21 protein-coding genes are annotated in these 21,702 nt (G+C 48.1%); 7 read left to right on the forward strand and 14 right to left on the reverse strand.

Features of this window, described 5'->3' with window-relative positions:
* Positions 1-2: 2 nt before the first annotated feature.
* Genes SD53_RS03665 through SD53_RS03675 form a run of 3 tightly spaced genes read left to right on the forward strand, consistent with a single transcriptional unit; the run spans position 3 to position 3,053 of the window.
* Positions 3-797 (forward strand): thiazole synthase, encoded by a 795-nt coding sequence (locus tag SD53_RS03665; protein WP_046518866.1) that lies wholly within the window; start codon positions 3-5, stop codon positions 795-797.
* A complete protein-coding gene (gene thiE / locus SD53_RS03670; RefSeq protein ID WP_046518867.1) occupies positions 794-2,323 on the forward strand; it encodes a thiamine phosphate synthase in 1,530 nt (509 codons plus the stop codon). The genes SD53_RS03665 and thiE overlap by 4 nt, the downstream gene beginning before the upstream one ends.
* Complete coding sequence (locus SD53_RS03675; protein WP_046518868.1) at positions 2,313-3,053, forward strand: HesA/MoeB/ThiF family protein; 741 nt, start codon at positions 2,313-2,315, stop codon at positions 3,051-3,053. The genes thiE and SD53_RS03675 overlap by 11 nt, the downstream gene beginning before the upstream one ends.
* Before the next feature lie 18 nt (positions 3,054-3,071).
* Here the strand turns inward: SD53_RS03675 and SD53_RS18625 are convergent, their stop codons facing one another.
* The 10 genes from SD53_RS18625 to SD53_RS03720 form a co-directional block, all read right to left on the reverse strand.
* The gene (locus SD53_RS18625) at positions 3,072-3,224 is read right to left on the reverse strand and encodes a hypothetical protein (RefSeq protein WP_157850006.1); all 153 of its coding nucleotides are present in this window, start codon (positions 3,222-3,224) and stop codon (positions 3,072-3,074) included.
* Positions 3,221-4,765 (reverse strand): methyl-accepting chemotaxis protein, encoded by a 1,545-nt coding sequence (locus SD53_RS03680; RefSeq protein ID WP_046518869.1) that lies wholly within the window; start codon positions 4,763-4,765, stop codon positions 3,221-3,223. Before SD53_RS03680 ends, SD53_RS18625 begins: the two co-directional genes overlap by 4 nt.
* Before the next feature lie 170 nt (positions 4,766-4,935).
* Positions 4,936-5,331: a rhodanese-like domain-containing protein gene (locus SD53_RS03685; protein ID WP_046518870.1), complete on the reverse strand. Its 396-nt coding sequence runs from the start codon at positions 5,329-5,331 to the stop codon at positions 4,936-4,938.
* 38 nt (positions 5,332-5,369) lie between these two features.
* The gene (locus SD53_RS03690; RefSeq protein WP_046518871.1) at positions 5,370-6,326 is read right to left on the reverse strand and encodes a hypothetical protein; all 957 of its coding nucleotides are present in this window, start codon (positions 6,324-6,326) and stop codon (positions 5,370-5,372) included.
* Between the two features lie 201 nt (positions 6,327-6,527).
* Complete coding sequence (locus tag SD53_RS03695; protein WP_046518872.1) at positions 6,528-7,577, reverse strand: hypothetical protein; 1,050 nt, start codon at positions 7,575-7,577, stop codon at positions 6,528-6,530.
* Complete coding sequence (locus tag SD53_RS03700; RefSeq protein WP_046518873.1) at positions 7,577-8,632, reverse strand: hypothetical protein; 1,056 nt, start codon at positions 8,630-8,632, stop codon at positions 7,577-7,579. The genes SD53_RS03695 and SD53_RS03700 overlap by 1 nt, the downstream gene beginning before the upstream one ends.
* Before the next feature lie 306 nt (positions 8,633-8,938).
* Positions 8,939-9,235: a HigA family addiction module antitoxin gene (locus SD53_RS03705; protein ID WP_052749242.1), complete on the reverse strand. Its 297-nt coding sequence runs from the start codon at positions 9,233-9,235 to the stop codon at positions 8,939-8,941.
* 110 nt (positions 9,236-9,345) lie between these two features.
* On the reverse strand, positions 9,346-10,512 hold the full coding sequence (locus tag SD53_RS03710) for a serine hydrolase domain-containing protein (RefSeq protein WP_046518874.1): 1,167 nt from the start codon (positions 10,510-10,512) through the stop codon (positions 9,346-9,348).
* Positions 10,513-10,686: 174 nt separating this feature from the next.
* Complete coding sequence (locus tag SD53_RS03715; RefSeq protein ID WP_046518875.1) at positions 10,687-13,881, reverse strand: DEAD/DEAH box helicase; 3,195 nt, start codon at positions 13,879-13,881, stop codon at positions 10,687-10,689.
* 80 nt (positions 13,882-13,961) lie between these two features.
* The gene (locus SD53_RS03720; protein ID WP_046518876.1) at positions 13,962-14,279 is read right to left on the reverse strand and encodes a hypothetical protein; all 318 of its coding nucleotides are present in this window, start codon (positions 14,277-14,279) and stop codon (positions 13,962-13,964) included.
* A 292-nt stretch (positions 14,280-14,571) separates the two neighbouring features.
* Here SD53_RS03720 and SD53_RS18170 point away from each other — a divergent pair, with 292 nt between their 5' ends.
* Together SD53_RS18170 and SD53_RS03730 are read left to right on the forward strand one after the other, a co-directional pair.
* Positions 14,572-14,748 carry a DUF1328 family protein gene (locus SD53_RS18170; protein WP_046518877.1) on the forward strand — a complete coding sequence of 59 codons (177 nt, stop codon included), beginning with the start codon at positions 14,572-14,574 and terminating at the stop codon, positions 14,746-14,748.
* A 29-nt stretch (positions 14,749-14,777) separates the two neighbouring features.
* A complete protein-coding gene (locus SD53_RS03730) occupies positions 14,778-15,059 on the forward strand; it encodes a hypothetical protein (RefSeq protein ID WP_046518878.1) in 282 nt (93 codons plus the stop codon).
* 51 nt (positions 15,060-15,110) lie between these two features.
* Here SD53_RS03730 and SD53_RS03735 read toward each other — a convergent pair whose 3' ends face one another.
* Positions 15,111-16,442, reverse strand: a complete 1,332-nt coding sequence (locus tag SD53_RS03735; protein WP_046518879.1) for a sigma-54 interaction domain-containing protein — start codon at positions 16,440-16,442, stop codon at positions 15,111-15,113.
* Between the two features lie 159 nt (positions 16,443-16,601).
* Between SD53_RS03735 and SD53_RS03740 the strand changes: the two genes are divergently transcribed.
* Together SD53_RS03740 and SD53_RS03745 are read left to right on the forward strand one after the other, a co-directional pair.
* Entirely contained in the window at positions 16,602-17,063 is a 462-nt protein-coding gene (locus tag SD53_RS03740; protein ID WP_125060847.1) for a hypothetical protein, read from the forward strand.
* A gap of 156 nt (positions 17,064-17,219) precedes the next feature.
* Entirely contained in the window at positions 17,220-17,768 is a 549-nt protein-coding gene (locus SD53_RS03745; RefSeq protein ID WP_046518881.1) for a BON domain-containing protein, read from the forward strand.
* Between the two features lie 48 nt (positions 17,769-17,816).
* Here SD53_RS03745 and SD53_RS03750 read toward each other — a convergent pair whose 3' ends face one another.
* The 3 genes from SD53_RS03750 to waaA form a co-directional block, all read right to left on the reverse strand.
* Positions 17,817-18,269 carry a cupin domain-containing protein gene (locus tag SD53_RS03750; protein ID WP_046518882.1) on the reverse strand — a complete coding sequence of 151 codons (453 nt, stop codon included), beginning with the start codon at positions 18,267-18,269 and terminating at the stop codon, positions 17,817-17,819.
* Between the two features lie 164 nt (positions 18,270-18,433).
* Entirely contained in the window at positions 18,434-19,615 is a 1,182-nt protein-coding gene (locus tag SD53_RS03755) for a BaiN/RdsA family NAD(P)/FAD-dependent oxidoreductase (RefSeq protein ID WP_046518883.1), read from the reverse strand.
* On the reverse strand, positions 19,615-21,702 hold the full coding sequence (waaA, locus tag SD53_RS03760; protein WP_241481745.1) for a lipid IV(A) 3-deoxy-D-manno-octulosonic acid transferase: 2,088 nt from the start codon (positions 21,700-21,702) through the stop codon (positions 19,615-19,617). Before waaA ends, SD53_RS03755 begins: the two co-directional genes overlap by 1 nt.

Here is a 21,702-nt window from a genome sequence, read left to right on the forward strand (position 1 = left end):
GTATGCACTCAGATTTTAATATCTACGGTACTCAGCTTAACAGCAGGCTGATTTTAGGCAGCGCCTTGTATCCTAGCCCGGCCTTGATGCAGCAAGCCCTGCAACAAAGTGGCTGCGAAGCTGTAACCTTAAGCTTGCGTCGCCAGGCGCCAGAACAGCAAGGCGGTGAGCAGTTCTGGCAACTGATACGCGAGTTAAAGTTACAGTTATTGCCCAATACCGCAGGTTGCCATTCAGTGCAACAAGCTGTGACTTTGGCGCAAATGTCGAGGGAGATATTCCAAACCAACTGGATAAAACTGGAGCTGATAGGCGATGACTACAACCTGCAGCCCGAGCCGATGTTATTGCTGCAAGCAGCCGAACACCTACTGGCCGATGGTTTTGAGGTATTGCCCTATTGCACCGACGATTTAGTGTTATGCAAAAGGTTGTATGAACTGGGCTGCAAAGTGCTGATGCCCTGGGCTGCGCCTATAGGTTCAGGTTTGGGTGTGCTCAACCCTTATGCGCTGCGCACTTTACGAGAACGTTTGCCGGACGCCACTTTAATAGTGGATGCAGGTTTAGGTGTACCCAGCCATGCCTGTCAGGTGATGGAAATGGGTTTTGATGGCGTATTACTGAATTCTGCCGTGGCTTTAGCCAAAGATCCTGTATTGATGGCTTTGGCTTTTTCACAGGCAGTCGCTGCAGGACGCTCTGCATTTTTAGCCGGTGCTATGCCGAAACAGGATTTCGCCAGCCCTTCGACTCCTGTGCTTGGTATGCCGTTTTGGTTGCAGGAGGCGCTATGACTCAAGTCAATAACACCGCTGTGATTTGGAGTATTGCAGGTTCAGACAATAGCGCGGGCGCTGGTATTCAGGCCGACTTAAAAACTATTCAGAGTTTTTCCACGCCAGAGCAGCCCTTGCACTTATGCACTTTAGTTACAGCTATTACCGCCCAGCACAGCTCTGGTGTCGATGCCTGTATGGCGGTTTATGTTGAGTTGCTGCACCTACAAGCTATGGCTTTACTCAAAGATGCTAAGCCTTCGGTGATTAAAATTGGGCTGCTGGTCAATGCTGCTCAGGTGTTATGGCTGGCTGATTTTTTACAGCAGCTTAGAAAAAGCCTGCCTGACTTACTGGTGATGTATGACCCTGTTGCTATCAGCAGTTCAGGTTCAACAATGGCTGAACCCGATTTATATCAGGCGGTGGTCCAGCATTTATTGCCACACATTGATCTGTTAACCCCCAATCTGCAGGAGTTGGAAGCTCTTACTCAAAGCCCGGATACTGAGCAGGCGGTAAAGCTGCTATTAAACACCGGAGTAAAAGCAGTACTGGTGAAAGGCGGCCATGCGGAGGCTACTCTTTGCACAGATCTGCTTTTTATTAGCGAAAATTTTCGCTATCTCGGCTATCCGGCTTATACCAACTACATCCGTCTGAGCAGCACCCGCCAACAACACCATTTTAACCACGGCACAGGCTGTTGTTTAAGCAGTGCTTTGGCGGCAGCTTTGGCTTTAGGTTATGCACTGGAAGATGCTTTTGTAGTGGCTAAAACTTATATCAATCAAGGCTTAAGCCAGCCAGTTGCCATCACAGAGTGTTCAGGTACTTTGGGCCACTGGGGTTTTCCAGCTAAGCCGGAGTATTTACCAGAGTTGCTCACTGACAAGCTGCTGCCGCCAGCTCAGGCCTTTGCGCCCCTCAAAGCGGCTTTAGTTTTGTATGTGATAGTGCCTTCAGTAGCAGAACTGGAAAGGGCTTTAGTTGCAGGAGTAAAAACCCTGCAGTTACGGATTAAAAGCACAAATCCGCAGCAGCTACGCCAACAAATCCAACAAGCCATCCAGCTTTGTCAGCACCCTGATGTTCAGCTATTTATTAACGATCACTGGCAACTGGCGCTGGAACTCGGCGCTTATGGCGTACATTTAGGTCAGGAAGATATCAACAGCGCCAACTTAGCAGCTTTGCAACAAGCAGGACTGCGGCTGGGTGTATCCAGCCATGGTTTTTATAAACTATTAAGAGCGCAGCAACTCCAGCCCAGTTATCTGGCGATAGGTGCCATTTTTGCCACCCAAACCAAAGAAATGACCGGTAAGTTACAGGGCCTGCAAAAACTGGCTCGTTATCCCGCCTTATTCCCCGATATTCCGCTGGTCGCTATTGGTGGCATTAATGAAAGCAATGCCAAAGCTGTGCTGGCAACGGGTATCAGGCACTTAGCTGTGGTACAGGCTTTTGCTCAGGCCACAGATCCCAAACTTTGGGTGCAACAGATGCAGCAATTTATAACGGAGGCACAGCATGCTTACTGATTTAGAATTTATCCGTTATAGCCGCCAGTTGATGTTGCCCGATTTTGGCGAAGCCGCTCAGCTCAAGCTAAAACAAAGCCAAGTAGTGCTGATAGGCTGTGGTGGTTTAGGCCATGCTGCCAGTCAGTATCTGGTGTCGTCCGGCCTGGGCCAGCTTACTTTAGTCGATGGCGACAAAGTAGAATTATCCAACCTGCAACGGCAGGTTTTATTCCGTGACAGCGACAAAGGCATGAACAAAGCCAAAATAGCAGCGCGCCAACTGAAACAGCTCAATCCTTATGTGCAGATCGCCGCTATTGAACAGTATTTTAGCGCCGACAATGCCAATGAGTTATTGGCAAAGGCCGACTGGGTGCTGGACTGTACCGACAATTTCCAAAGCCGAAAGCTTATCAACAAGCTCTGTCAGCAACATCAAATCAGCCTGATTAGCGCGGCCGCTATAGGCCAACAAGGCCAGTTGATGCTCTGGCCTTTTGCCCAGAGCCCAAGCCCCTGCTATCGCTGTTTATTCCCGGATTTAACCGATCAATCCGGCAATTGCAGTAGCTTAGGGGTGTTAGCGCCTTTGCTTGGCATCATAGGTTCGATACAAGCTATGTTACTGATCCAACAAATGATTCAGCCAGATATTCAGGCAAAATTCTGGCAGTTTGAGGGGATGGGGTTTAGGTTAATGAGTTATGAGATTGCGGCGTCAGTAAAATGCACTGGCTGTGGGTTATAGGTAGTCATTTTCAGCCCCCTACTCATTTTGGCATAGCATTAGCCTTCTGCGCCCACCAGCCAAGTCGATAAAAATGGCGGTGAAGTAAGAGGCCTGCTCAGGTAACAGCAATAAACCGCTCTGAGCAACTTGTTCTGGCTGACCATCTGTCACGATCAAGACTTTTTTCACACTCTCCTAAAGCCTATTCTAAACCCGCCCCAATGCCGGCCTTTCACCAGAATAGGCACCGACAAATCATGCAAAATTTCGCCGGTATCCCGCTTATAGGTTTGCAACAGCATAGGCTGGGTATTACTGCCACAACGGCTACCGGTGCGGTCGCTAAAGATACGTTTGGTGCGGTTTTGCAGTAAGTCTTTTTCGTAGTTGCCGGTTAAGGCCTGACTGTATTTTTTATTGTGGGTCGGGAAATAGCCTTTGCGATCAACACCGCCAGCGTACAACACATTGCTGTGACGCTCCAAAATAGGCTCCTGGATCAAAGGGAAAAACTGGTCGGTAAAACTGTCATAAGCGGTATGGAATTTTTGCGGATTAGTATTAGCAATAGGCTGATACTGCTCAGCAAATAACTGTTGTTCTGTAAGCTTGCCGTCACTAAGAGCTTTTTCAAATAAAGCCCCAATGGCCGCAGCGGCTTGCTGCGCTTCTTTCAGTACAGGGTTAAAGAAACTCTGATTGGTGACTGTACTGAGTTCGCGATAAATACTTTCAGTTTCTACCGACAATTCAATGGCCTGATCCGCCACTGTGCTGCCTTTGTGTTCTATCGCCGACAAGGCTTTATTAATACTCTGAATCGACTGGCCCAATTGCTGGCTGGTATTTTCCAATCCAGTACTGACCTGCTCTATTTGCTCCAGCGCAGCAGACACTTGCCCCACTTCGGTATTGATGCCGTTAAAGCCTGCCGCTACAGACTGCAATTCCTGCTGCACATCAGCACTTAACTGCACCAATTGGGTCATCACTGCAGCGGTTTGTTCACTTTGGCTGCGAATATCAGCCAGCATTTTTGCTATGTCTTTGGTTGCTTCTGAGGTTTTGCCTGCCAAAGACCGCACTTCATCCGCCACTACAGCAAAACCACGGCCTTGTTCGCCGGCACGGGCGGCTTCAATAGCCGCATTTAATGCCAATAAGTTGGTTTGATTGGCCACATCTGTGATCACTTCAGTAATACGCTGAATATCGTCGGCACTGCCTTTGAGTTGTTCCAATTGGGCCGCTGCATCACTGACTGCATTAGCTAACTGATTGATATTATCCACACTTTTTTGCAGTCGCTGATCGGCTGTGCTGCACGCATTGGCCGTATGAGTAATGCTATGGCTGATTTGCTGCAGGTTATCTGTCAGTTGACCGCTGGTATCGGTTAAGCCTGTTGCAGCGCTGCCAATCTGGCCGCAATCGTCGCTGCTGTGTTTGATATCTTTAATTAAACCGTCGATATAAAAGGAAACTTCTGCTGCACCTATCGCCATTTTGGATGTAGCTTCGGTAATATGATGAGCACTGTCGGCCAGCGCATTGGACTGCGCGACAGCCTGAACTGGCGCTTTTTTCCGGCTGGTCCACAACAGGAACCCTGTCACTGCCAACAGATTCAACAGCACCAGCAACCAGCTATTGAGCTGCAACCACAGATACAACAGTTGAACCACTAACCAGAGCCCGACAAAAACTATTGCAGCACGCAGATGTTCCATAACGACTTCCCATTCGACGCAGGCCAGAAGACTTACTGGCAAAAGAAAACATAGCAGAGCTGTCAGCACTGCGTTATTTCGCTTCTGGCAGTGTTTCTGTTATGTAAGCAACTGTCAAACCATCTGCGGGGGAATGCGACTAAAGTCTATGGCGGTGCTCAGCCCCTGGTTTACTGCCGGACCGGTAAACCACTGTCTGCCCAGGCCTGTATTCCACCTGCTATGGAGTAAATGTCACGAAACCCCATACGTTGCAAAGACTCAGCAGCCAAGGCCGAGCGGGCACCAGAGCGGCAAATTAAATACAAAGGCTCAGCAGCCAGTTCAGTTAACGCCAACACCGCATCCTTCTGCTGCGCTACAGCAGGGTGTTGTGGTAATTGCATTTCCAATACACCGCGCGGCATATTGACCGAGCCAGGGATATGACCAGCGGCAAACTCGGCAGGCTCCCGCACATCAATAATGCGGGCCTGACTGCTTTGCAGCAAAGCCGCCAGTTGCTGTACCGTCAGTTCCTGAATTTTCGTTTTGGCCTCAGCCACTAGTTGAGCTCCGGTTTTCATAAAAGCAGTCCTGTGTAGTGAGTTGGGTTTAAGTGCACTTAATCAAATAAATCTAAGTTAATACTCTGTTCTTCCAATGGTTCAAGGTTTGAGAAATACAATTTTGGTCGTCTTGCTCCGATTCGTCCCTTTTCATCAAGGCGGCTGACAGTGCCATAGAGACGGCATTTCAAGAATAGCAATGGCTTGTAACGAACTATGCTCCCCACCTCTGGATATGCAGTCAGAACATGCTCGTTGTACTTAAAGCCCATCGAGTTTGACATCTTGTTCTCTCGCGTAACCTCTCCTTCTAGAGCAACATAATCTCCATGAACAAGCTCTGGAAATAACACATCTTCGGGTTCGTCATCCTCGTCACAAAAGATTTTTTTGTCAGCTGGGCCTATCGTTTCCTCATCAACCACACCATTTTGTACCGAGCCAATGGCTAAATTCCTCCCCTCTTGGACGTTAGTAGCTAGATCCTCAATCAGCTTAGGATTTGTATTCACATAAAGATCTAATATGTATTTCGGTACAAAAAGAGTTTCACCATTCTCATTTATGATACCAATCATAGACCGGTCATCTGTGAATTTAACGTTTTTAAATTCACGAATGGCCACATCACCCATATGTTTACCGATACGAACAAACCACTTGATTGCCTCAACAGCTTTTCGAAAAAGATCAGTTATTCCATAATCAGCAAAATCTTTTTCTGCCATTTTCTGAGCTGCTTTTGTGAAATAGGCCGTAGCAACTACACCTAATCCAGCCTGAACCCACCCTGCAACAGTCTCTGGAATTAGCGCCTCCCATGACCCTTTACGAACTCTTACTGGAATTTCAAAATCCAAGTTTCTAAAATCTGGGGCTTGTTTAGCGATGAAATAGCGAACTGCTGAGTCGAAAGCAAGTAATGATTTAGCCTGACGCCTCGCATCCATCAGACCGTCTTTAACAAGCTCGCCTTCATATTTGATGTAGCCTATGTATTTTTCTTCTGCCATTGCTTTTCCCTAAATCTCAGCATGTATAAAAATAGTTTGTCGAAAGGCAAGCAAGTATTAATTTCCACCAACACCAAGCAACCTTTAAACCCCAAGCTAAAGTGTTTTAGATGGTAGTTCAATCACTTAAGAATATTAATTTTTGGGACAGAATTAACTTTTATTATTGCAGACGGATTTTTTAAAATAATTAAGGCTTCGCTACTTCGCTCCAGCCATCTGCTGTAAAAACTCCAGCCGTTGTTTTTCTTCGTCACTAAGTACAAAAGGTTCATCGCTCAACTGACCAAAGTTGATGGCCTCCACCACAAATCCTGGCTCTTTGCTGTCGCCGTATCTGTTGGCTTCGCCCGGCATGGCGGAGCGTAATTCCAACACAAAAGTACCAAGCCAATAAGGCCCGCCTTGTTGCTGCAATACCTGTTTAAAAGCCCGCAGCTCGAGCTTGGCTGAACCCTCGGTTAACTGTTCTTCAGCTGTCAGCACAGCTAAAGGCTGTTTATTTTCAGTAAATAAATTGGCTCTTAAGCGGTACATACCGGCTTTTTTTACCTCCAGCTCTACAGGGATCACTAAGTCAGGGCCACGCGAACTGCTGCTGCCAATGCCTGTGATAGTGGCCACCGGATCGCTGTAATCCAGCCCTGTTTGCAGTTGTTGGGTTTTGCCTTGCGCCTCAAACAGCACCACCAGTTCCATAGCGCCGTCCCAGTTTTCTCTGGCCTCAAACTGATGTGCCCATTCAGCAGAATCTGCACCTGCAGTTAAATCGGCCTGCGCCAACACTTTGCCGCTTTGCTGCTCACGTAATTCGGCTTTGACTTGCTGTGCTGACAGGCCATGCATCACCAGTTTAAATTCGACAGCGTCCGGGTAGGTAAAGCGGTATTTAGGCAACACCAGACTGGCGCTGGCACCACCTTCCAGCGGCAAGGCCACAGTGTCAAAGTGATTGGGGTTCAGCAGTTGATGATCGGCCGGAGTTAAAGGCCTGGAATAGGCTGGGTAGCTGAGTTCAGCCGCATAAGCTTGCGATAACAAGCTAAAACTTTGCTGCAATTCTTGTTGCTGATACTGATCCATTTGCACTGGTGCGGCAGTTTGCACAACAGCTTTTTGCTGAGGTTCAGCAACAGCATCAGGCTGTGGTTTATCCACCGCCACCACAGCAGTTTCAGCTTCAGGCCAAAACCAAAAAGCCGCCAGTGCTATCAGCACCAGCAGCAGACTAACCAATACTTTCTTGTGCATTAATCAGCGGCCTGACTGACTAAAGACGACATACTCTGGCGATCTGAGCCTGTGACTAATAAATAATTAGAGGCAAACACCCACCAGCCTCTTGATTGTTGATAGGTCTGGAACTGCAAAGCCTCAGCGTTTAAATAAGTGGCTCTGGCATTAGCAGCTGTCACTTCACCGTCGCGGCTGTCTTCAATCAGGCCACTGTGGCTATAGTCATTGCCCATCAGCATAGGATAGTGATAAGGCATAAAACCCTTAACGCCAGTGCTTTGACTAGCCAGTTTGCCATCAAAAGCCACGCTTGCACTGCAGCTGTCAAAAGAGCCGACAGCAGAAGCACCACAACTGGAATGGCTGGCGACCACGCCATCGTCTGTACCGGGTAAAAATGGTCCTGTGGCATTTAAGAAGTCAGAACCTGCTCCGGCAAAACGTAAACGAGGCACCCGGCTGGTAGGGAAACTTGCCAACTGACGCGCTGTATTAACCCGCAAATCATTCAGTACGCCAATGTTGGAAGGCGTGGGTATTTGGCCTAACCATAAAGATAAAGCGGCCCGTAAGGCTGCATCTGTCCAGCTACCACCTCCGGCTACATTAACGGCGAGGTCGGCCAGTTCTACTCCGCCACCAGCGCCAGCAAAGTCAAAGCTGGCGATAATATTCAGCGGCTGTAAGCCAGCGTTTTTCAGCCATAAAGCCTGATTATCGATGATATAACGGGTGACTAAATCCCCTGTCGAGTGGCTGACAAAAATACAACCGCTGTTGCAGAGACCGGAGCGGGATAGCTGTTGCAATTTAGGCCAGACATAGTCGGTGGCAATTTTGCCTGTGATACGTTCTTGCGATGGCCAGTCGATACGCGCATCGGCGCGGCTTAACCAAAAACCAGCCCAATAGTCGGCGCCATTACTGGTTACATCAGCCCCTACAGGCCGCTCGGCTAAATTACCGGGCTGAAAGCCGTGCACCAACACCACAGGATGGCCATTTAATGCAGCAGAAAGCGGTAAGCTCAGCAGCGCCAAGCCGGCAGCCGCCATTTTCAGTAGTTTCATTCGTTTGTCCTTGCTCTTGTCTTTGTAAATTTATTGTTTTATTTGCATCATTTCCGTGATGCCAAGTTACAAATCCCAGTACAAGATAGAACAGATCAATGACAATGCAATGGCCGATTTTTCGCAAATGACGCAGATTAAGCGGCAAAATCAGAGTGTTGTGTTTGAATTTCCAGCCGCCTTATTTTTTAACAAATAGCTACAACTTCAGGCTAAAGCAGCAGCCAGACCAGTGGTATTTTTGGTTGGGATTGGGTTGGTGTTTAAAGTGATTACTCAAATTATTTTTTGAGTGTGGTGAAATAATCAAGCTGCAGTCGTAAGCAACTTCTCGACATGAGGTTTTTCGCGGTTTTCAGCAAACCATGCATCGTACTGAGCTTGCAGATTGATCCACACAGCCACATTACTATCTATAGATAACGCGATACGTTGAGCAATCTCTGGTGTGCAGGGAGTGTGACCATGACAGAAGTTACTCATCGTTGTACGTGACAAGCCAAGAGCTTTGGCTGCTTTGGTTACAGATATGCCATGTTCTTCTAAAATAGTGACCCTAAAAACAACGCCGGGATGGGTAGGACATCTGGTCATTTTTTCCATTTTAAACTCCGGTTTAAGACATAGGTTGCTAATTTCAGCCACCCTTTATCTACCATGATAGTCAGGGTAGTTGCGCAATACTACTCATCCTTCGCACTATCAACACAAACTCAAAACCCAATACCAGCAGCCACTATATTCGCCAGTTTAGCGCGCAGGTCGGTGATGGAGCCGGTGCGGTTGGGGTGCACACGATTTGATAACAAAATAACGTAGGTGCGGCTGGCTGGGTCTATCCAGATACTGGTGCCGGTAAAACCTGTGTGACCAAAAGAGCCTGCTGGCCATAAATCCCCTTTAGGTGCTGAATAAGCTGTTTGCATATCCCAGCCTAAAGCCCGGCTTTGGTTGCCAATCACCACCGGAGTGAGTAAACGTTGCACTGCCAGTGGTGATAAGAGTCTTTGGCCTTTTAACTCACCGCCGTTTAACAGCATTTGAGCAAATAAGGCGATATCCTTTGCCGTACCAAAAACTCCGGCATGGCCTGCAACCCCATTTAAACGTAGCGCTGTTGGGTCGTGTACCACAGCCTGTAAATAAGGCTGAGCATAATTCGGCAGCAGCTTTTGATAATCCGCATCCCCTCTCAGGTGTTCGGTTGGGGCTATACGTTGCAGATAAGCACTCTGTTGTGACGGCTGATCCAGAGGCAAATAGCGGCTGTCTTTCATCTGTAAAGGCTGGAAAATGCGTTGTTCTGCTAATAGATGTAATGGCTGGCCGGTGATTTGCTCAACCACTAAGCCCAATAAAATAAAACCTATGTCTGAATAAATAAACTGCTGATCCGGTTTGGTGTTTAACTTCAGCTTTGCCAGTTGTTGCTCTAAGCCTGCTTTGCCCTGCCAGAATTCACGCCGGTCAAACCCATCGGCTAAACCTGAACTATGGGTCAGCAATTGCAGCACAGTGATGTTTTTCACTTCAGCATTGTTAAGCTGCTTCAGGTACTTGCCGACAGGATCGGTTAAACGCAATTCGCCCTGCTCCAGCAGTTGCATGATGAGGGTGGTAGTCACTACAGGTTTAGTTAAGGAGGCTAAGTCAAACACAGTGTCTGTGGTGACAGCAGCGGCAGGCGAATAGGTTTTAAAACCAAAAGCCTGATGATACAGGATCTGTTCACCACGCCCCACCAGCACTACAGCGCCCGGTAACTGCTTGTCGGCTATCGCCTTTTCAACCAAAGGCGCGATGCGCTCATAAGATTCAGCCGCCAGTACAACAGTGCTGACACAACAGAGCAGGGAAAATAATATAGCTCTGATCTTCATAACTTTTTTCCCATTATCCTCACCCTAATTAACCGGCGCAGAGTCGACCAGCCCAAAGTAATTAGCGTTGCAGCGAGACGACAAGTGTACGAGACCCCAGGAGCATAGTAGTCTATGTGACTGGGGCGAGAACGCGCAGTCAACAAAGCTGCGGCGTTAAGTACGAAGGGCAGACTAGTCTTCGCTAAACAGCGCCAATAAATCCTGCGCCTCACCCTGCCATATATGGCTTTGACCCAGACTAAATATCTGATCCGCCAGCCCTTGTTTAAACTGCTGTAACTGCTGCACTTTTTCTTCCACAGTTTTGCTGATAATCAGTTTATAGACAAACACCTGCTTGTCCTGACCTATCCGATAAGCGCGGTCTGTTGCCTGATTTTCAGCGGCCGGATTCCACCAGGGGTCGTAGTGGATGACAGTATCAGCGGCGGTCAGGTTTAAACCTGTGCCACCGGCTTTTAAGCTGATTAAAAATACAGAATTGTTCCCCTGTTGGAATTCGTCTATTTGCTCCTGCCGTTTTTTGGTCTGACCTGTCAGCTTACTGTAGCTGATATCCAGATACTGTAGTTCTTGCTCTATCAGGCTTAGCATGCTGGAGAACTGGCTGAAGATCAGCACCTTACGACCTTCTTCAATCATTTCGGGTAAGGTATCACGCAGCCACTGCAACTTGGCATTATTCTGCACCAACTGTGCCTGTTCTATCGGCAATAAGCGTGCATCACAACAAGCCTGACGCAGCTTTAACAGCGCGTCCAAATACTCCATCTGACTGGCCGCAACGCCTTTGCGCAAAAACAGTTCCCGCACTTTGGTTTCCATAATTAAACGGATGCTTTCGTACAGGTTGCGCTGATCCGACTCCATCTCCAGCAACTGCAGAATTTCGGTTTTGTCCGGTAATTCAGTCGCAACCTGCTTTTTAGTGCGGCGTAACATAAAAGGAGCAATCCGCTGACGCAGCGCATGAGCCCTTTCTGCATCGGCTGATTTTTCGATGGGTTTGCGAAACACCTGCTGGAACCGGGCTTCAGTGCCCAATAAACCCGGTAAGACAAAATCAAATAAGGCTTTGAGTTCGCCCAAATGGTTTTCCAGTGGCGTGCCTGTGAGCGCCAGCTTAAAGTCGGCTTTGACCAGGCGTGCACTTTGCGCCGACTGCGAACCGGCATTTTTAATATGCTGAGCTTCATCCAAAGCCATCAGGCTAAAATGATGGGTTTGGTAGTAGGCTAAATCCCGCACCAACAGTGGATAGCTGGTGACTATCAAATCGTAGTTTTCCAGCTGGTCAAACAGCGCCTGACGTTTAGGGCCATATAAAGTCAGCACTTTCAGTGAAGGGGCAAAACGGGCCGCTTCCTGCGCCCAGTTGCCCAATAAACTGGTAGGACAGACGATTAAAGCCGGATGCTTTAATAACCCCGACTCTTGCTGATGCAGCAAAAAGGCCAGCGTTTGTACTGTTTTCCCCAAGCCCATATCGTCGGCCAGAATGCCACCCAAACCAAAACGGCGCAGGAAACAGAGCCAGCTTAAGCCCTGCTGCTGATAAGGCCGCAGCTGGGCTTTTAAACCAACAGGCGCTGCAATATCCTCAATCCCATCAAAATGCTGCAGTTGAGTCACCAACTGCTGCAATCGACCTGCATTTAAATAACGGATCTCTTCAGCACCAGGGCCTGGCAATAAAGCCGCTTTGTAATCCGGTAATTCTATTTCGCTGGGTGCTTTTTTCAGGTTCAAGAGTTCAACTATGGTGTCGATCAAAGGCTGGATCAGGCTGACCGGCAAAGGTAATTTGCCTTGAGGTAAACTCAGCCATAAGGTTTGATCGGCCGCAGGCAAACCATAACTACGTAACCACTGCGTGATTAAAGGTAAGAGCGGAATTTGCTGGCCATCAATTTCGACCTGAATCGCCAAACCAAAACCGCCACTGTGTTTGTCTGTCACTTCCAGATAAGCTTTGGCGTGGATCACCGCCTGATTAAAGGCTTTGTCCTGTTCTATCCGCCAACCTTGTTGTTTGAGCTCGGGAATAGCCTGCAATAAAGGTTGCCATAACAGCGGGTTTTCCGGCCCCTCGCCACAGTCAAAATAGGGTGTAGTTGACGGCTCAACTGGCACTGAACGCAAACCATACTGCGACAGAGTTTCTAGCGCTTTGATTTCACTGTCCCGGTCGCGGCGGATAAAAACAATCTGGTTATCCAGTTGCAACTGAGTTTGGGATTGTTGTACATCCAATGGCAATACATGCGGGCCATAGGCCATCTGGAGCAGGGCCACAGCTTTGCTGACTTTGTTTTTTTGCGTCAGCATTTTTAGCTGCAACACAGGCACAGGTTTGCTTTCAATTTTTTGCACCGCACTGTCGTCCGGCACAGGCAAATTGAGGCTGGGGAAAATCTGCTGCAGCCGTTTCATGCTGTCCTGCAATACCGCAGCAGGCACGGGTGGCATCCGCATTAAGAGTTTCAACTCACGGCCCGTGATGTCGCTTTGCAGTAAACCAAGCTGATTGTTGACTAAGTCGAGGTAACAAGGCGGGTCTGTGTACACCAGTTCCAGTTCACGGTCTTTAGGCATCAGTTGTAATAACTGCCAACCCGCTTTGCTTTTTAACCAACGTAATTGCAGTGGCAGCGTCTCGCCCCAGATCAAGTCCCGGCGCTCTTCATCCAGCACACAACGGCCCGTATCGAGCAGTTTAAGTAGCAACTGATAACCCCACTGATCTTCCAGTAAGGCCTGACGGCGTAAATCAAAGGCAAAAAACTGCTGCAATAGTCTGTAGTCATCTTCGGCCAGCCAGAGTGGCCTGACCTGCCCGGCCAGCTCGCTTTGCGCAATAATTTTACCTTTGCTGTAACTGCCATTTTTAGCTTGTTTCACGCGTTTGGGCAGTAACTGCAACCCTAAGCTACTGGGGCGCAATTCATACAGCACTGTCTCGTCAGCCTGCGTGGTTTGGCTTGGCGGATTAAATTGTTCGGCTTCGCTAAACCATTGATTGAGTTGCCGTACTGGTTGTTGCACCGCTTTTTGTTGCAACTGATCGAGCTGATGTTTCAGTTTCAGCAAAGCCGCCAGCACATGTTTGCATCTGTTGCCTTCAGAGCAGGTGCAGGAATCGGTCAGTTGCAGTTGCCCATCGCGCTCAGAGATCGAAATAAGCTGTTTAAAAGGGCTAAAACCATCGCCCCAAACCTGACTGCGGATTTGTGAAAAATCAGGCTCGTAATCTAGCTGCACCACTTTTCCGGCCAGAAAATAAGCCCGAGCCTTGTGAAAGGTGGCAGGGTGAAACCAGAGTTGTAACTGCTCTGCTGAGACAGGAAACACAAAATCAGCCGTCATACGCCAAGTTTTTTAAAACCAAATGGCGTTTATGCTACCTCAAATTGACGGGCAGCCAAAGCAGGCTTTTGTTTCACGGCTTAATCATCTGGGGATAATGTGGTCAATACCACATGTTTTTTAATGTCTTTGACTAAAATGCCGCATTTAAACAATTGTTTATGGATCTGTTTCTGAAAATACAGATCCAACTTTTGCTGCTGTGCTACAGCCAGAGCAGCTTCGGAGTTGAACTGACAACGCACCAGCAAGGACGCAGGAAAGTTTTCAAACTCCATACTGAACCAACAGCCGACAAAATCCGGATAAAGCGGTGCAGCAGCCTGCTCCACAACTTCCAGTGATTTCAACACATTGGCTTGTTGTTTTAGTTGCACCACACTTAGTTTTTTTGCCATTGCTTACTCATGATCATACTTTTATACAGTGGGGATTATGCCACGAATTGAGTTGCAGTAGCTTCAGGCTTCAACGCTACCCTGCAACTGTTACTGCCAGACCTGTAAATTTTACCATCAGCTAAACACAGGGCTAAGACAGCTTGCGTTCATAAATCTTGTATAAAATAAGCGATAACAGTAACTTAAAGTGTAAAACCTGATATTGGCATGATGCTGGCTTAACGTACAAAGTACCTTCAACTAATGCAAAAGCACTTTTAACTGGGTGCTGACGCACCGGGGAGTAACTATGTTAGGCTGGGCTTTAACCTTTTTTATTGTGGCCATAGTGGCCGGTATATTGGGTTTTGCTGGCATTGCAGGCGCTGCAGCAGGTATAGCAAAAATTATTTTTATGATTTTTGTGGTCTTGCTGGTTATTTCACTAGTCGCGAATGCATTGCGTGGCAAAACCCCTAAATTGTAATCAGCCCCAAAGGGCTAAAGGAGCATGGAATGAAAACTCAAAACTCATTGTTTAAACTGGCGTTGGCAGTCATGTTAGCAACCTCTGTTGTGGCTTGTAGCGAAAACGATGCTGAAAAAGCTGAAGACAAAATGGACGCACTGAAAGCTCAGGTTGAAGAAAAGGCTGAACAAGCTGGCGAGAAGCTGGAAGACGCAGCAGATAAAACTGCGGATGCAATGGAAGATGCTGCGGACAAAACTGCAGAAAAAGCCAAAGAGTTGTGTGAAGCGGCCAAAGAAAAGACTGACGCCGAAGATAAAGACTGTTAATCCACTGGGGCGGCCTGACCGCCCCTTTTCTTTGCCGCTGAAGACAGAACTTCAGCGTTGCTGCTGGTATTTTTCCAGTTTGTTATACAAGGTTTTTACACTGATCCCCAATTGTTCCGCGGTGTCGGTTTTGTTGCCACCATTGCGCTCTAATGCTGCCAAAATAGCGGCTTTTTCCAGCTCATCCAGCGGCATATCGGCTGGAATATCAGCAGCCACACCAGGCGTAGCCCGTTCCAGCAGCAGATGTTCTGGTTCTATCAGACGGTCGGCCAGAATAAAAGCCCGTTCCACCGCATGTTTCAACTCACGCACATTACCAGGCCAGCTATGCCGCCTGATCACCGTCAGGGCCGCATCAGACAACTGCTTCTGTTGTTGTTCACGGGCATTACAGTAAGCCAGAAAATGCTGTGCTAAACCGCTGATATCGCCTTCGCGCTCGCACAACGCCGGCACTTTCACCGGGAACTGCGATAACCTGAAATACAAGTCTTCCCGTAACACCCCATCAGCTACAGCCTGCAGCGGATCACGGTTGGTTGCGGCTATGACCCGGACATTGGCCCTGCACACTTTATCACTACCCACCGGTCGGTATTCACCACTCTCCAGCACCCGCAGTAATTTCACCTGCTGCTCCAGCGGCATTTCTGTCACCTCATCCAAAAACAAAGTGCCATGTTCAGCCTGAGCAAATACCCCTTGATGATCGCGCAAAGCACCGGTGAAAGAGCCTTTGACATGACCAAAAAGTTCGCTGTCAATCAACTCCGAACTCAAGGCGCCACAATTGATGGCGACAAAAGATTGATCGGCCCTGTGACTGGCCAAATGCAGCGTATTGGCGACCAGCTCTTTGCCAGTGCCACTTTCACCTACAATCAACACATTGGCTTCGGTCACCGCCACTTTGCGCACGGTTTTGTACAATCTCAGCATAGCGGCAGACGATCCCACCAATAATCCAAACTGATCCAGATCACTGCTCTGAACTTTGCGTTTGACCGTGACCGATGATAACTGCTGGTAAAAATCCTGCACCGCATCCAGTACTGCAGCCAGATCCAGCGGCTGACGGAAGTGATAACCAGCGCCGGAGCGCATCAAATGGTCCACAGCTAAATCCGGAATGCCTTTGCTGATCAGGATAAAGTCGATTTCAGCCAATCTGTTGCTCTGCTGTAACAGCTCGTATTGCGCAGCTTCTGTGTTGTCGACTTCAATAAAAGCTAAATCACAGCGTTGTCTGAGCAATTGTTCTACCCAACACTGGTCCGACTGACTTTTATAAATTACAAAACGCCGGACTACATCCGAGCGCAACAACTGGCTGGTTAATTCAGCATCCTGAAGGTGCAGGAACAAAACAGGCTGGGTCATAGATACTTTCCATAGTTAGAGCGTGCTGACTGTAAATTTAACAGGAGTCCTGAGTAAAACTTACCGATCGGCGCTCAGCTTCCCGGACCTAAAAATTCAAAAACATGGTTAGATCATGAAGTTACATCTTGGTACATGAATTGATAATGAATCCACAAAGTGTTAACAGCTATGGGTACCGACGCCATGCCACAAAGCTCACCGCATCTAACCAGAAACGCGACTCAGACAGCACTGATCGCTGCTTTTCGCCTGTTATTCAGCAAAGCCAGACGATTTTATCAGCATCACGCAGAGACCACAGACCACCACAATCTGCGCCGACACTTTTGTGCCTTAGCAGAGCTACATCAACACATGTTGTATTTGCTACCTGCAGCACAGTCACAGTGTAAAGCTTTACAGGCGATGACAGCATGGGATGAACTTGGTGCCTGGTATGACAACAAACGCAGCCCTGCCTCACTATCCACTATACAGCACCAACTCGTTAAACAACTGCAACTGCAAAAAGCCGTGATCAGAAAGCTGGATTTGGGCCTGTATCAGCATAGCTTGCTGCATTTTACTGCCAGTTTGCAAATAGCAGCAGACCAACTGGCAGAGTTCAGCCCCCGCTGATCAGCTATGAAACTTTTACCTATCGCTAAGACAAATTTACAAACAAAAAATTAACACCCAATGAACCCACCAATATATCCTTTAAATATCATGGAGTTAAATTTTGGCATTAAATTGGCAATCACTCATGGTCTCACTAACAAAAGGAGTGACATGATGAAACACCCAACATTAGCCCTGATGATGACTCTAACTCTGGCTTCGCTATCCGCGATGGCTGCCAACGACTGGAAAGATGGCGCAAAAGATGCCTGGATAGACGGCAAAGCCGAAACCACCTTGTTACTGAACGGCAACCTGAATGCTTTTACCATCGACACTGATGTGAAAAACGGTGTAGTTACCTTAACTGGTGAAGTAGAGAGCGATGTCGATAAAGCCTTAGCTGCAGAGCTGGTGGCAGGATTGGACGGCGTCAGCTCAGTCGAAAACCAACTGATAGTGAAAAATGATGGTAAGCGCAACACAGACCCCAAAGCCATCAGTGCGTTAAAAGATGCAAAAATTGCCACTGTGGTGAAAACCAGTTTGCTGTTTGAACCAGAAACCAGTGGCACCAGCATTGACGTGGATGTAAGCAACAGTGTAGTTACACTAAGCGGCACTGTGGACTCAGATGCGGAAAAAGATCTGGCCATCGCCAAAGCCAAAAACACCAAAGATGTGGTGGGTGTAGTAGACAAACTTACCGTGTCAAAAGGCTAAACCCATACGACAAAGCCGGTCTTGCTTGACCGGCTTTTCGTCTGCTGATTAAGGTTTCTGAGCGGCAAGCTCTGCAGGCACTGGCAGGCCTTTGCTATGCCATTTCATCACAACAAACTTGAGCGGTTTATTGCCTGTATTGCGGATGCCATGCGAATCCCAGGGCGCTGCATATAAAATATCACCGGCTTTCGCTGGAATGTCTTTGTCCTTCAGTGACCAGACGCCCTCCCCTTCAATCACCATCAAATACTCTTCTTCAGCATGAATATGAGGAGGATGGATCTCTTTCCCTGGCTCAATTACAGCCACCCCAGTCAACGCATCCTGAGTACCAAAAGTAGGCTTAGTGAAATAGCTATAAAACACATAACCATCCCCCTTTTCAGCTTTGGCTTGGGCCTGAGTCACAATTTGCGATGGCTGTAGTGGCTCTGCCGCCACGCTATCCAGGCAAGTGAAAGCCAATCCGGCCACCAATCCCAACTTTAATTTGAACATCCTTAGGTTCTCCTGCTGAATTATCTTGCCTTTACACTGCCCTGAAATGAAGGCAAGGTCAAACCGCTATTGGTGCCATCGGTATTACGAAAATCGTTAGTAGGAATTTCAGTCAGCTCTGCAGAGCTAGTCTAAGGCTCAACTTTATTGTCAGTACACAACAACTAACAATACTGCCCCGCTACCCAACCTGAGGCCCAAGCCCACTGGAAGTTATAGCCCCCTAACCAGCCGGTGACATCTACCACTTCGCCGATAAAATACAGGCCAGGCTGCTTTTTCGCTTCCATGGTTTTGGACGAAAGTTCGTTGGTGTCGACCCCACCTAAAGTCACTTCGGCGGTGCGGTAGCCTTCGGTACCGTTGGGTTTAAACACATAATGGGTCAGGCTGTCAGCTAAACGCTGGATAGCTTTACCTTGCAGCGCTTTAATGGGCTGATTTTGAAACAGATTCAGCTCCAGCAGTTTTTCGACTAAACGTTTAGGCAGCAGGCGCGACAGGATAGTTTTAAGTTCCTGCTCCGGGTGTTTTTGCTGTTGCTCCAGCAGGAATGCGTTTAAATCCTGCTGCGGCGCTAAGTTAATAATCAGCTCGTCACCCGGTTGCCAGTAGCTGGAAATTTGTAAAATAGCCGGGCCACTTAAGCCTCTGTGAGTAAACAACATATCTTCCGGGAACACCACATCATTGGCTTGCGCCGTAACAGGCAACGACACACCACTGATTTCTTCAAATACAGCTTTGTCGGCTGGTTGCCAAGTCAGTGGTACTAAAGCTGCACGCACTGGCAATACATTTAAACCAAACTGCTCCGCCAGTTGAAAACCATAAGCAGTAGCACCTAAATTCGGCAGACTTAAACCGCCGCAAGCCACCACTAAGCTCTGACAGCTACGGCTAAGTTGCGGCGTTGTGACTGTATAAACCCCATCGGCAAAACTGACGTTTTGAATGTCTTGTTGCAGCGCAATAGACACGCCCGCTTTGTCGCATTCTTGTTGCAGCATATCGACAATATCTTTGGCGCTGTCGTCACAAAATAGCTGGCCCAGCGTTTTTTCGTGATAAGCAATGCCGTATTGCTGCACCAAAGCGATAAAATCCCATTGGGTATAACGGCTTAGCGCCGACTTACAAAAATGCGGGTTTTGCGATAAATAATTGGCCGGGCTGGCGTAGATATTGGTGAAGTTACAACGGCCACCACCAGACATCAGAATTTTACGGCCTATACGTTTACCGTTATCCAGCACCAGGGTTTTACGGCCTCTTTTGGCCGCTTCAATAGCGCAAAATAAACCTGCGGCGCCTGCGCCTATCACTATCACGTCCCACTGCTGCATTAATTTGTACTCTGTATTGGATCTGGTTTTTGCCGCTGTTGCTGATAACCCAGCTCCAGCGCGGCGAATTGGTCTTGCTGCCAATGAAACACTGGCAGTTGCTGTTGTTCTTTATTCAGTGAGCGTAACAGACGCTGCAGATTCTGTGTTTTCCAGCTTTGATCCGGATAATCGGCCGCTGTGCGAATAGCGCATTTATCAAAGTCGATCAGCCAAAACTGGCCCTGGCTGTCCAGCAGAATATTGTGGCAGTTTAAATCGGAGTGATAGACCTGATGCTGATGAAAGCGGGCTATTAAGGCACCAAGCTGTTGCCATTCGGTGTCAGTTAAAGGCCGCTGTTGCAACAGATGCGCCAGATCTGTGGTGCCTGGGATACGTTCAATCAAAATATCAGCACTATAAGTATAAAAACCAAAGCTAAAACCATGTTTTTGATACAAAGCAGCGCAAGGCCGTGGCACAGGCAACCCCCATAAGCGCATTTGCCAAAGTAAACCGAATTCCGCCATAGCCCGGCTTTGGCCTGGGGCTTCCGGCCAAAACTTGTCTTTGTTGATTTTACCCACTAAACCGCCACGGTAGTAATGCCGTAGCACCGCCTCTTTCCCTTCGGCATCACGCACAAACCAGACCGTATTACGGCCTTTGGATTGGCCTGTGACCAAGCCCTGCTGTTGCCAGTGATCAGGCTGAAAATAAGCCAACTCAAAGTTCGGATAAAAGTGCGGGTCAAACCAGGCTAATCTATTGCCTAGGTTTAACTTTTTGATATCAGCCCTAGGTAATAAATTGCTGACCTGAGCCACAATCCGCGCCACAGCACCTTGTTGCTGCTGATAAAGTTTTAAGCCTTTTTCGCCAGTTTGAATGGCAAGTTTTGGTTGCTGCATCAGTTGAGTCACAGTGCTGACCAGATCCACCACTGTGTTGACCTGAAAATAAGCCTGTTGCTGTTGCAGTAACTGAAACACCAGTTGGAAATTAAATACATAAGGACCGGATAATACGGCTTTGCCAAAGGCCATAGCTTCCAGCGGATTATGACCACCCCGTTCAATCAGGCTGCCGCCGATAAAAACAAAATCGGCCAATTGATACCAGCTTAATAACTCGCCCATTGAATCGCCAAGCCACACTTCAGTACTGGCATCTGGTAAACCATTCAGGCTGCGACGGACAAACTTCAACTGCTGCTGTTGTAACAACTGAGCGACCAAATCAAAACGCTCTGGATGTCGTGGTACCAGCACCAGCAACAACTGTGGGAACTGCACTTTTAACTGCTGATACGCCTGAATAAGCAGCTCATCTTCACCGGCATGAGTGCTGCCCGCCACCCAGACTGTCCGGCCTTGCAACAAAGGTTTTAAACTCTGCGCCAGTTGAGTGCTGCTTTTTGGCACATCCAGTTCAAATTTTAAGTTACCCGCAACTTGCACATGTTTTGCACCCAGGGCCAAAAACCGGCGGGCGCTGTTTTTGTCCTGCGTCAGAATTTGACTGATGTTCTGCAGCATAGGTTGAGTGAGAGCGCTAAAACGCCGGTAGCCTTTGGCTGAACGGGCCGATAAACGGGCATTGACGATTAAAGTCGGAATAGACAGCGCTTGGCAATTCGCGACCAAATTAGGCCAAAGCTCAGTTTCTAAAATCAGCAACAACTGCGGCTGCATCCATCTCAGCCAAAGACGCATCAGCACAGGGTAATCAAAAGGCAGGTAACAATGTTCAACAGTTCTGCCCAATTCCCTCTGCTCCGCCTGTAATTTTTGGATAGCAGAAGAAGCTGTAGGTGTGGTGCAGGTAATAATCAGAGGCAAATGCGGATACTGCAATAACAGCTTTTTAATCAAAGGCTTGGCCGCGTTAAACTCGCCCACTGAAACTGTATGCAACACTATGCCGTCTTTGGCGGAAGCTGCTGGCAGCTTCAGCGCAAAACGCTCGGCAAAACGCTGGCGGTAGGCTGGGTCTTTGCGTGAGCGCAGCAGCAGATACAGCAACACGAAGGGAGTAAGCAGCAGCAACAGTACTGAATACCCACAGCGTCCAAGCAAGAACCAGATCGAGTTGTGCTTTTTCAA

The sequence above is a fragment of the Rheinheimera mesophila genome (assembly GCF_000986865.1).
Lineage (GTDB): Bacteria > Pseudomonadota > Gammaproteobacteria > Enterobacterales > Alteromonadaceae > Pararheinheimera > Pararheinheimera mesophila.

Excerpts from the sequence above, each read along its gene's own strand:
- SD53_RS03715 (WP_046518875.1), bottom strand. The coding sequence starts at position 13,881 with ATGACGGCTGATTTTGTGTTTCCTGTCTCAGCAGAGCAGTTACAACTC.
- SD53_RS18170 (WP_046518877.1), top strand. The coding sequence starts at position 14,572 with ATGTTAGGCTGGGCTTTAACCTTTTTTATTGTGGCCATAGTGGCCGGT.
- SD53_RS03685 (WP_046518870.1), bottom strand. The coding sequence starts at position 5,331 with ATGAAAACCGGAGCTCAACTAGTGGCTGAGGCCAAAACGAAAATTCAG.
- SD53_RS03680 (WP_046518869.1), bottom strand. The coding sequence starts at position 4,765 with ATGGAACATCTGCGTGCTGCAATAGTTTTTGTCGGGCTCTGGTTAGTG.
- SD53_RS03730 (WP_046518878.1), top strand. The coding sequence starts at position 14,778 with ATGAAAACTCAAAACTCATTGTTTAAACTGGCGTTGGCAGTCATGTTA.
- SD53_RS03690 (WP_046518871.1), bottom strand. The coding sequence starts at position 6,326 with ATGGCAGAAGAAAAATACATAGGCTACATCAAATATGAAGGCGAGCTT.
- SD53_RS03695 (WP_046518872.1), bottom strand. The coding sequence starts at position 7,577 with ATGCACAAGAAAGTATTGGTTAGTCTGCTGCTGGTGCTGATAGCACTG.
- SD53_RS03735 (WP_046518879.1), bottom strand. The coding sequence starts at position 16,442 with ATGACCCAGCCTGTTTTGTTCCTGCACCTTCAGGATGCTGAATTAACC.
- SD53_RS03710 (WP_046518874.1), bottom strand. The coding sequence starts at position 10,512 with ATGAAGATCAGAGCTATATTATTTTCCCTGCTCTGTTGTGTCAGCACT.
- SD53_RS03755 (WP_046518883.1), bottom strand. The coding sequence starts at position 19,615 with ATGCAGCAGTGGGACGTGATAGTGATAGGCGCAGGCGCCGCAGGTTTA.
- SD53_RS03745 (WP_046518881.1), top strand. The coding sequence starts at position 17,220 with ATGAAACACCCAACATTAGCCCTGATGATGACTCTAACTCTGGCTTCG.
- SD53_RS03705 (WP_052749242.1), bottom strand. The coding sequence starts at position 9,235 with ATGGAAAAAATGACCAGATGTCCTACCCATCCCGGCGTTGTTTTTAGG.
- SD53_RS03720 (WP_046518876.1), bottom strand. The coding sequence starts at position 14,279 with ATGGCAAAAAAACTAAGTGTGGTGCAACTAAAACAACAAGCCAATGTG.
- SD53_RS03750 (WP_046518882.1), bottom strand. The coding sequence starts at position 18,269 with ATGTTCAAATTAAAGTTGGGATTGGTGGCCGGATTGGCTTTCACTTGC.
- SD53_RS03675 (WP_046518868.1), top strand. The coding sequence starts at position 2,313 with ATGCTTACTGATTTAGAATTTATCCGTTATAGCCGCCAGTTGATGTTG.
- SD53_RS03700 (WP_046518873.1), bottom strand. The coding sequence starts at position 8,632 with ATGAAACTACTGAAAATGGCGGCTGCCGGCTTGGCGCTGCTGAGCTTA.
- thiE (WP_046518867.1), top strand. The coding sequence starts at position 794 with ATGACTCAAGTCAATAACACCGCTGTGATTTGGAGTATTGCAGGTTCA.
- SD53_RS03665 (WP_046518866.1), top strand. The coding sequence starts at position 3 with ATGCACTCAGATTTTAATATCTACGGTACTCAGCTTAACAGCAGGCTG.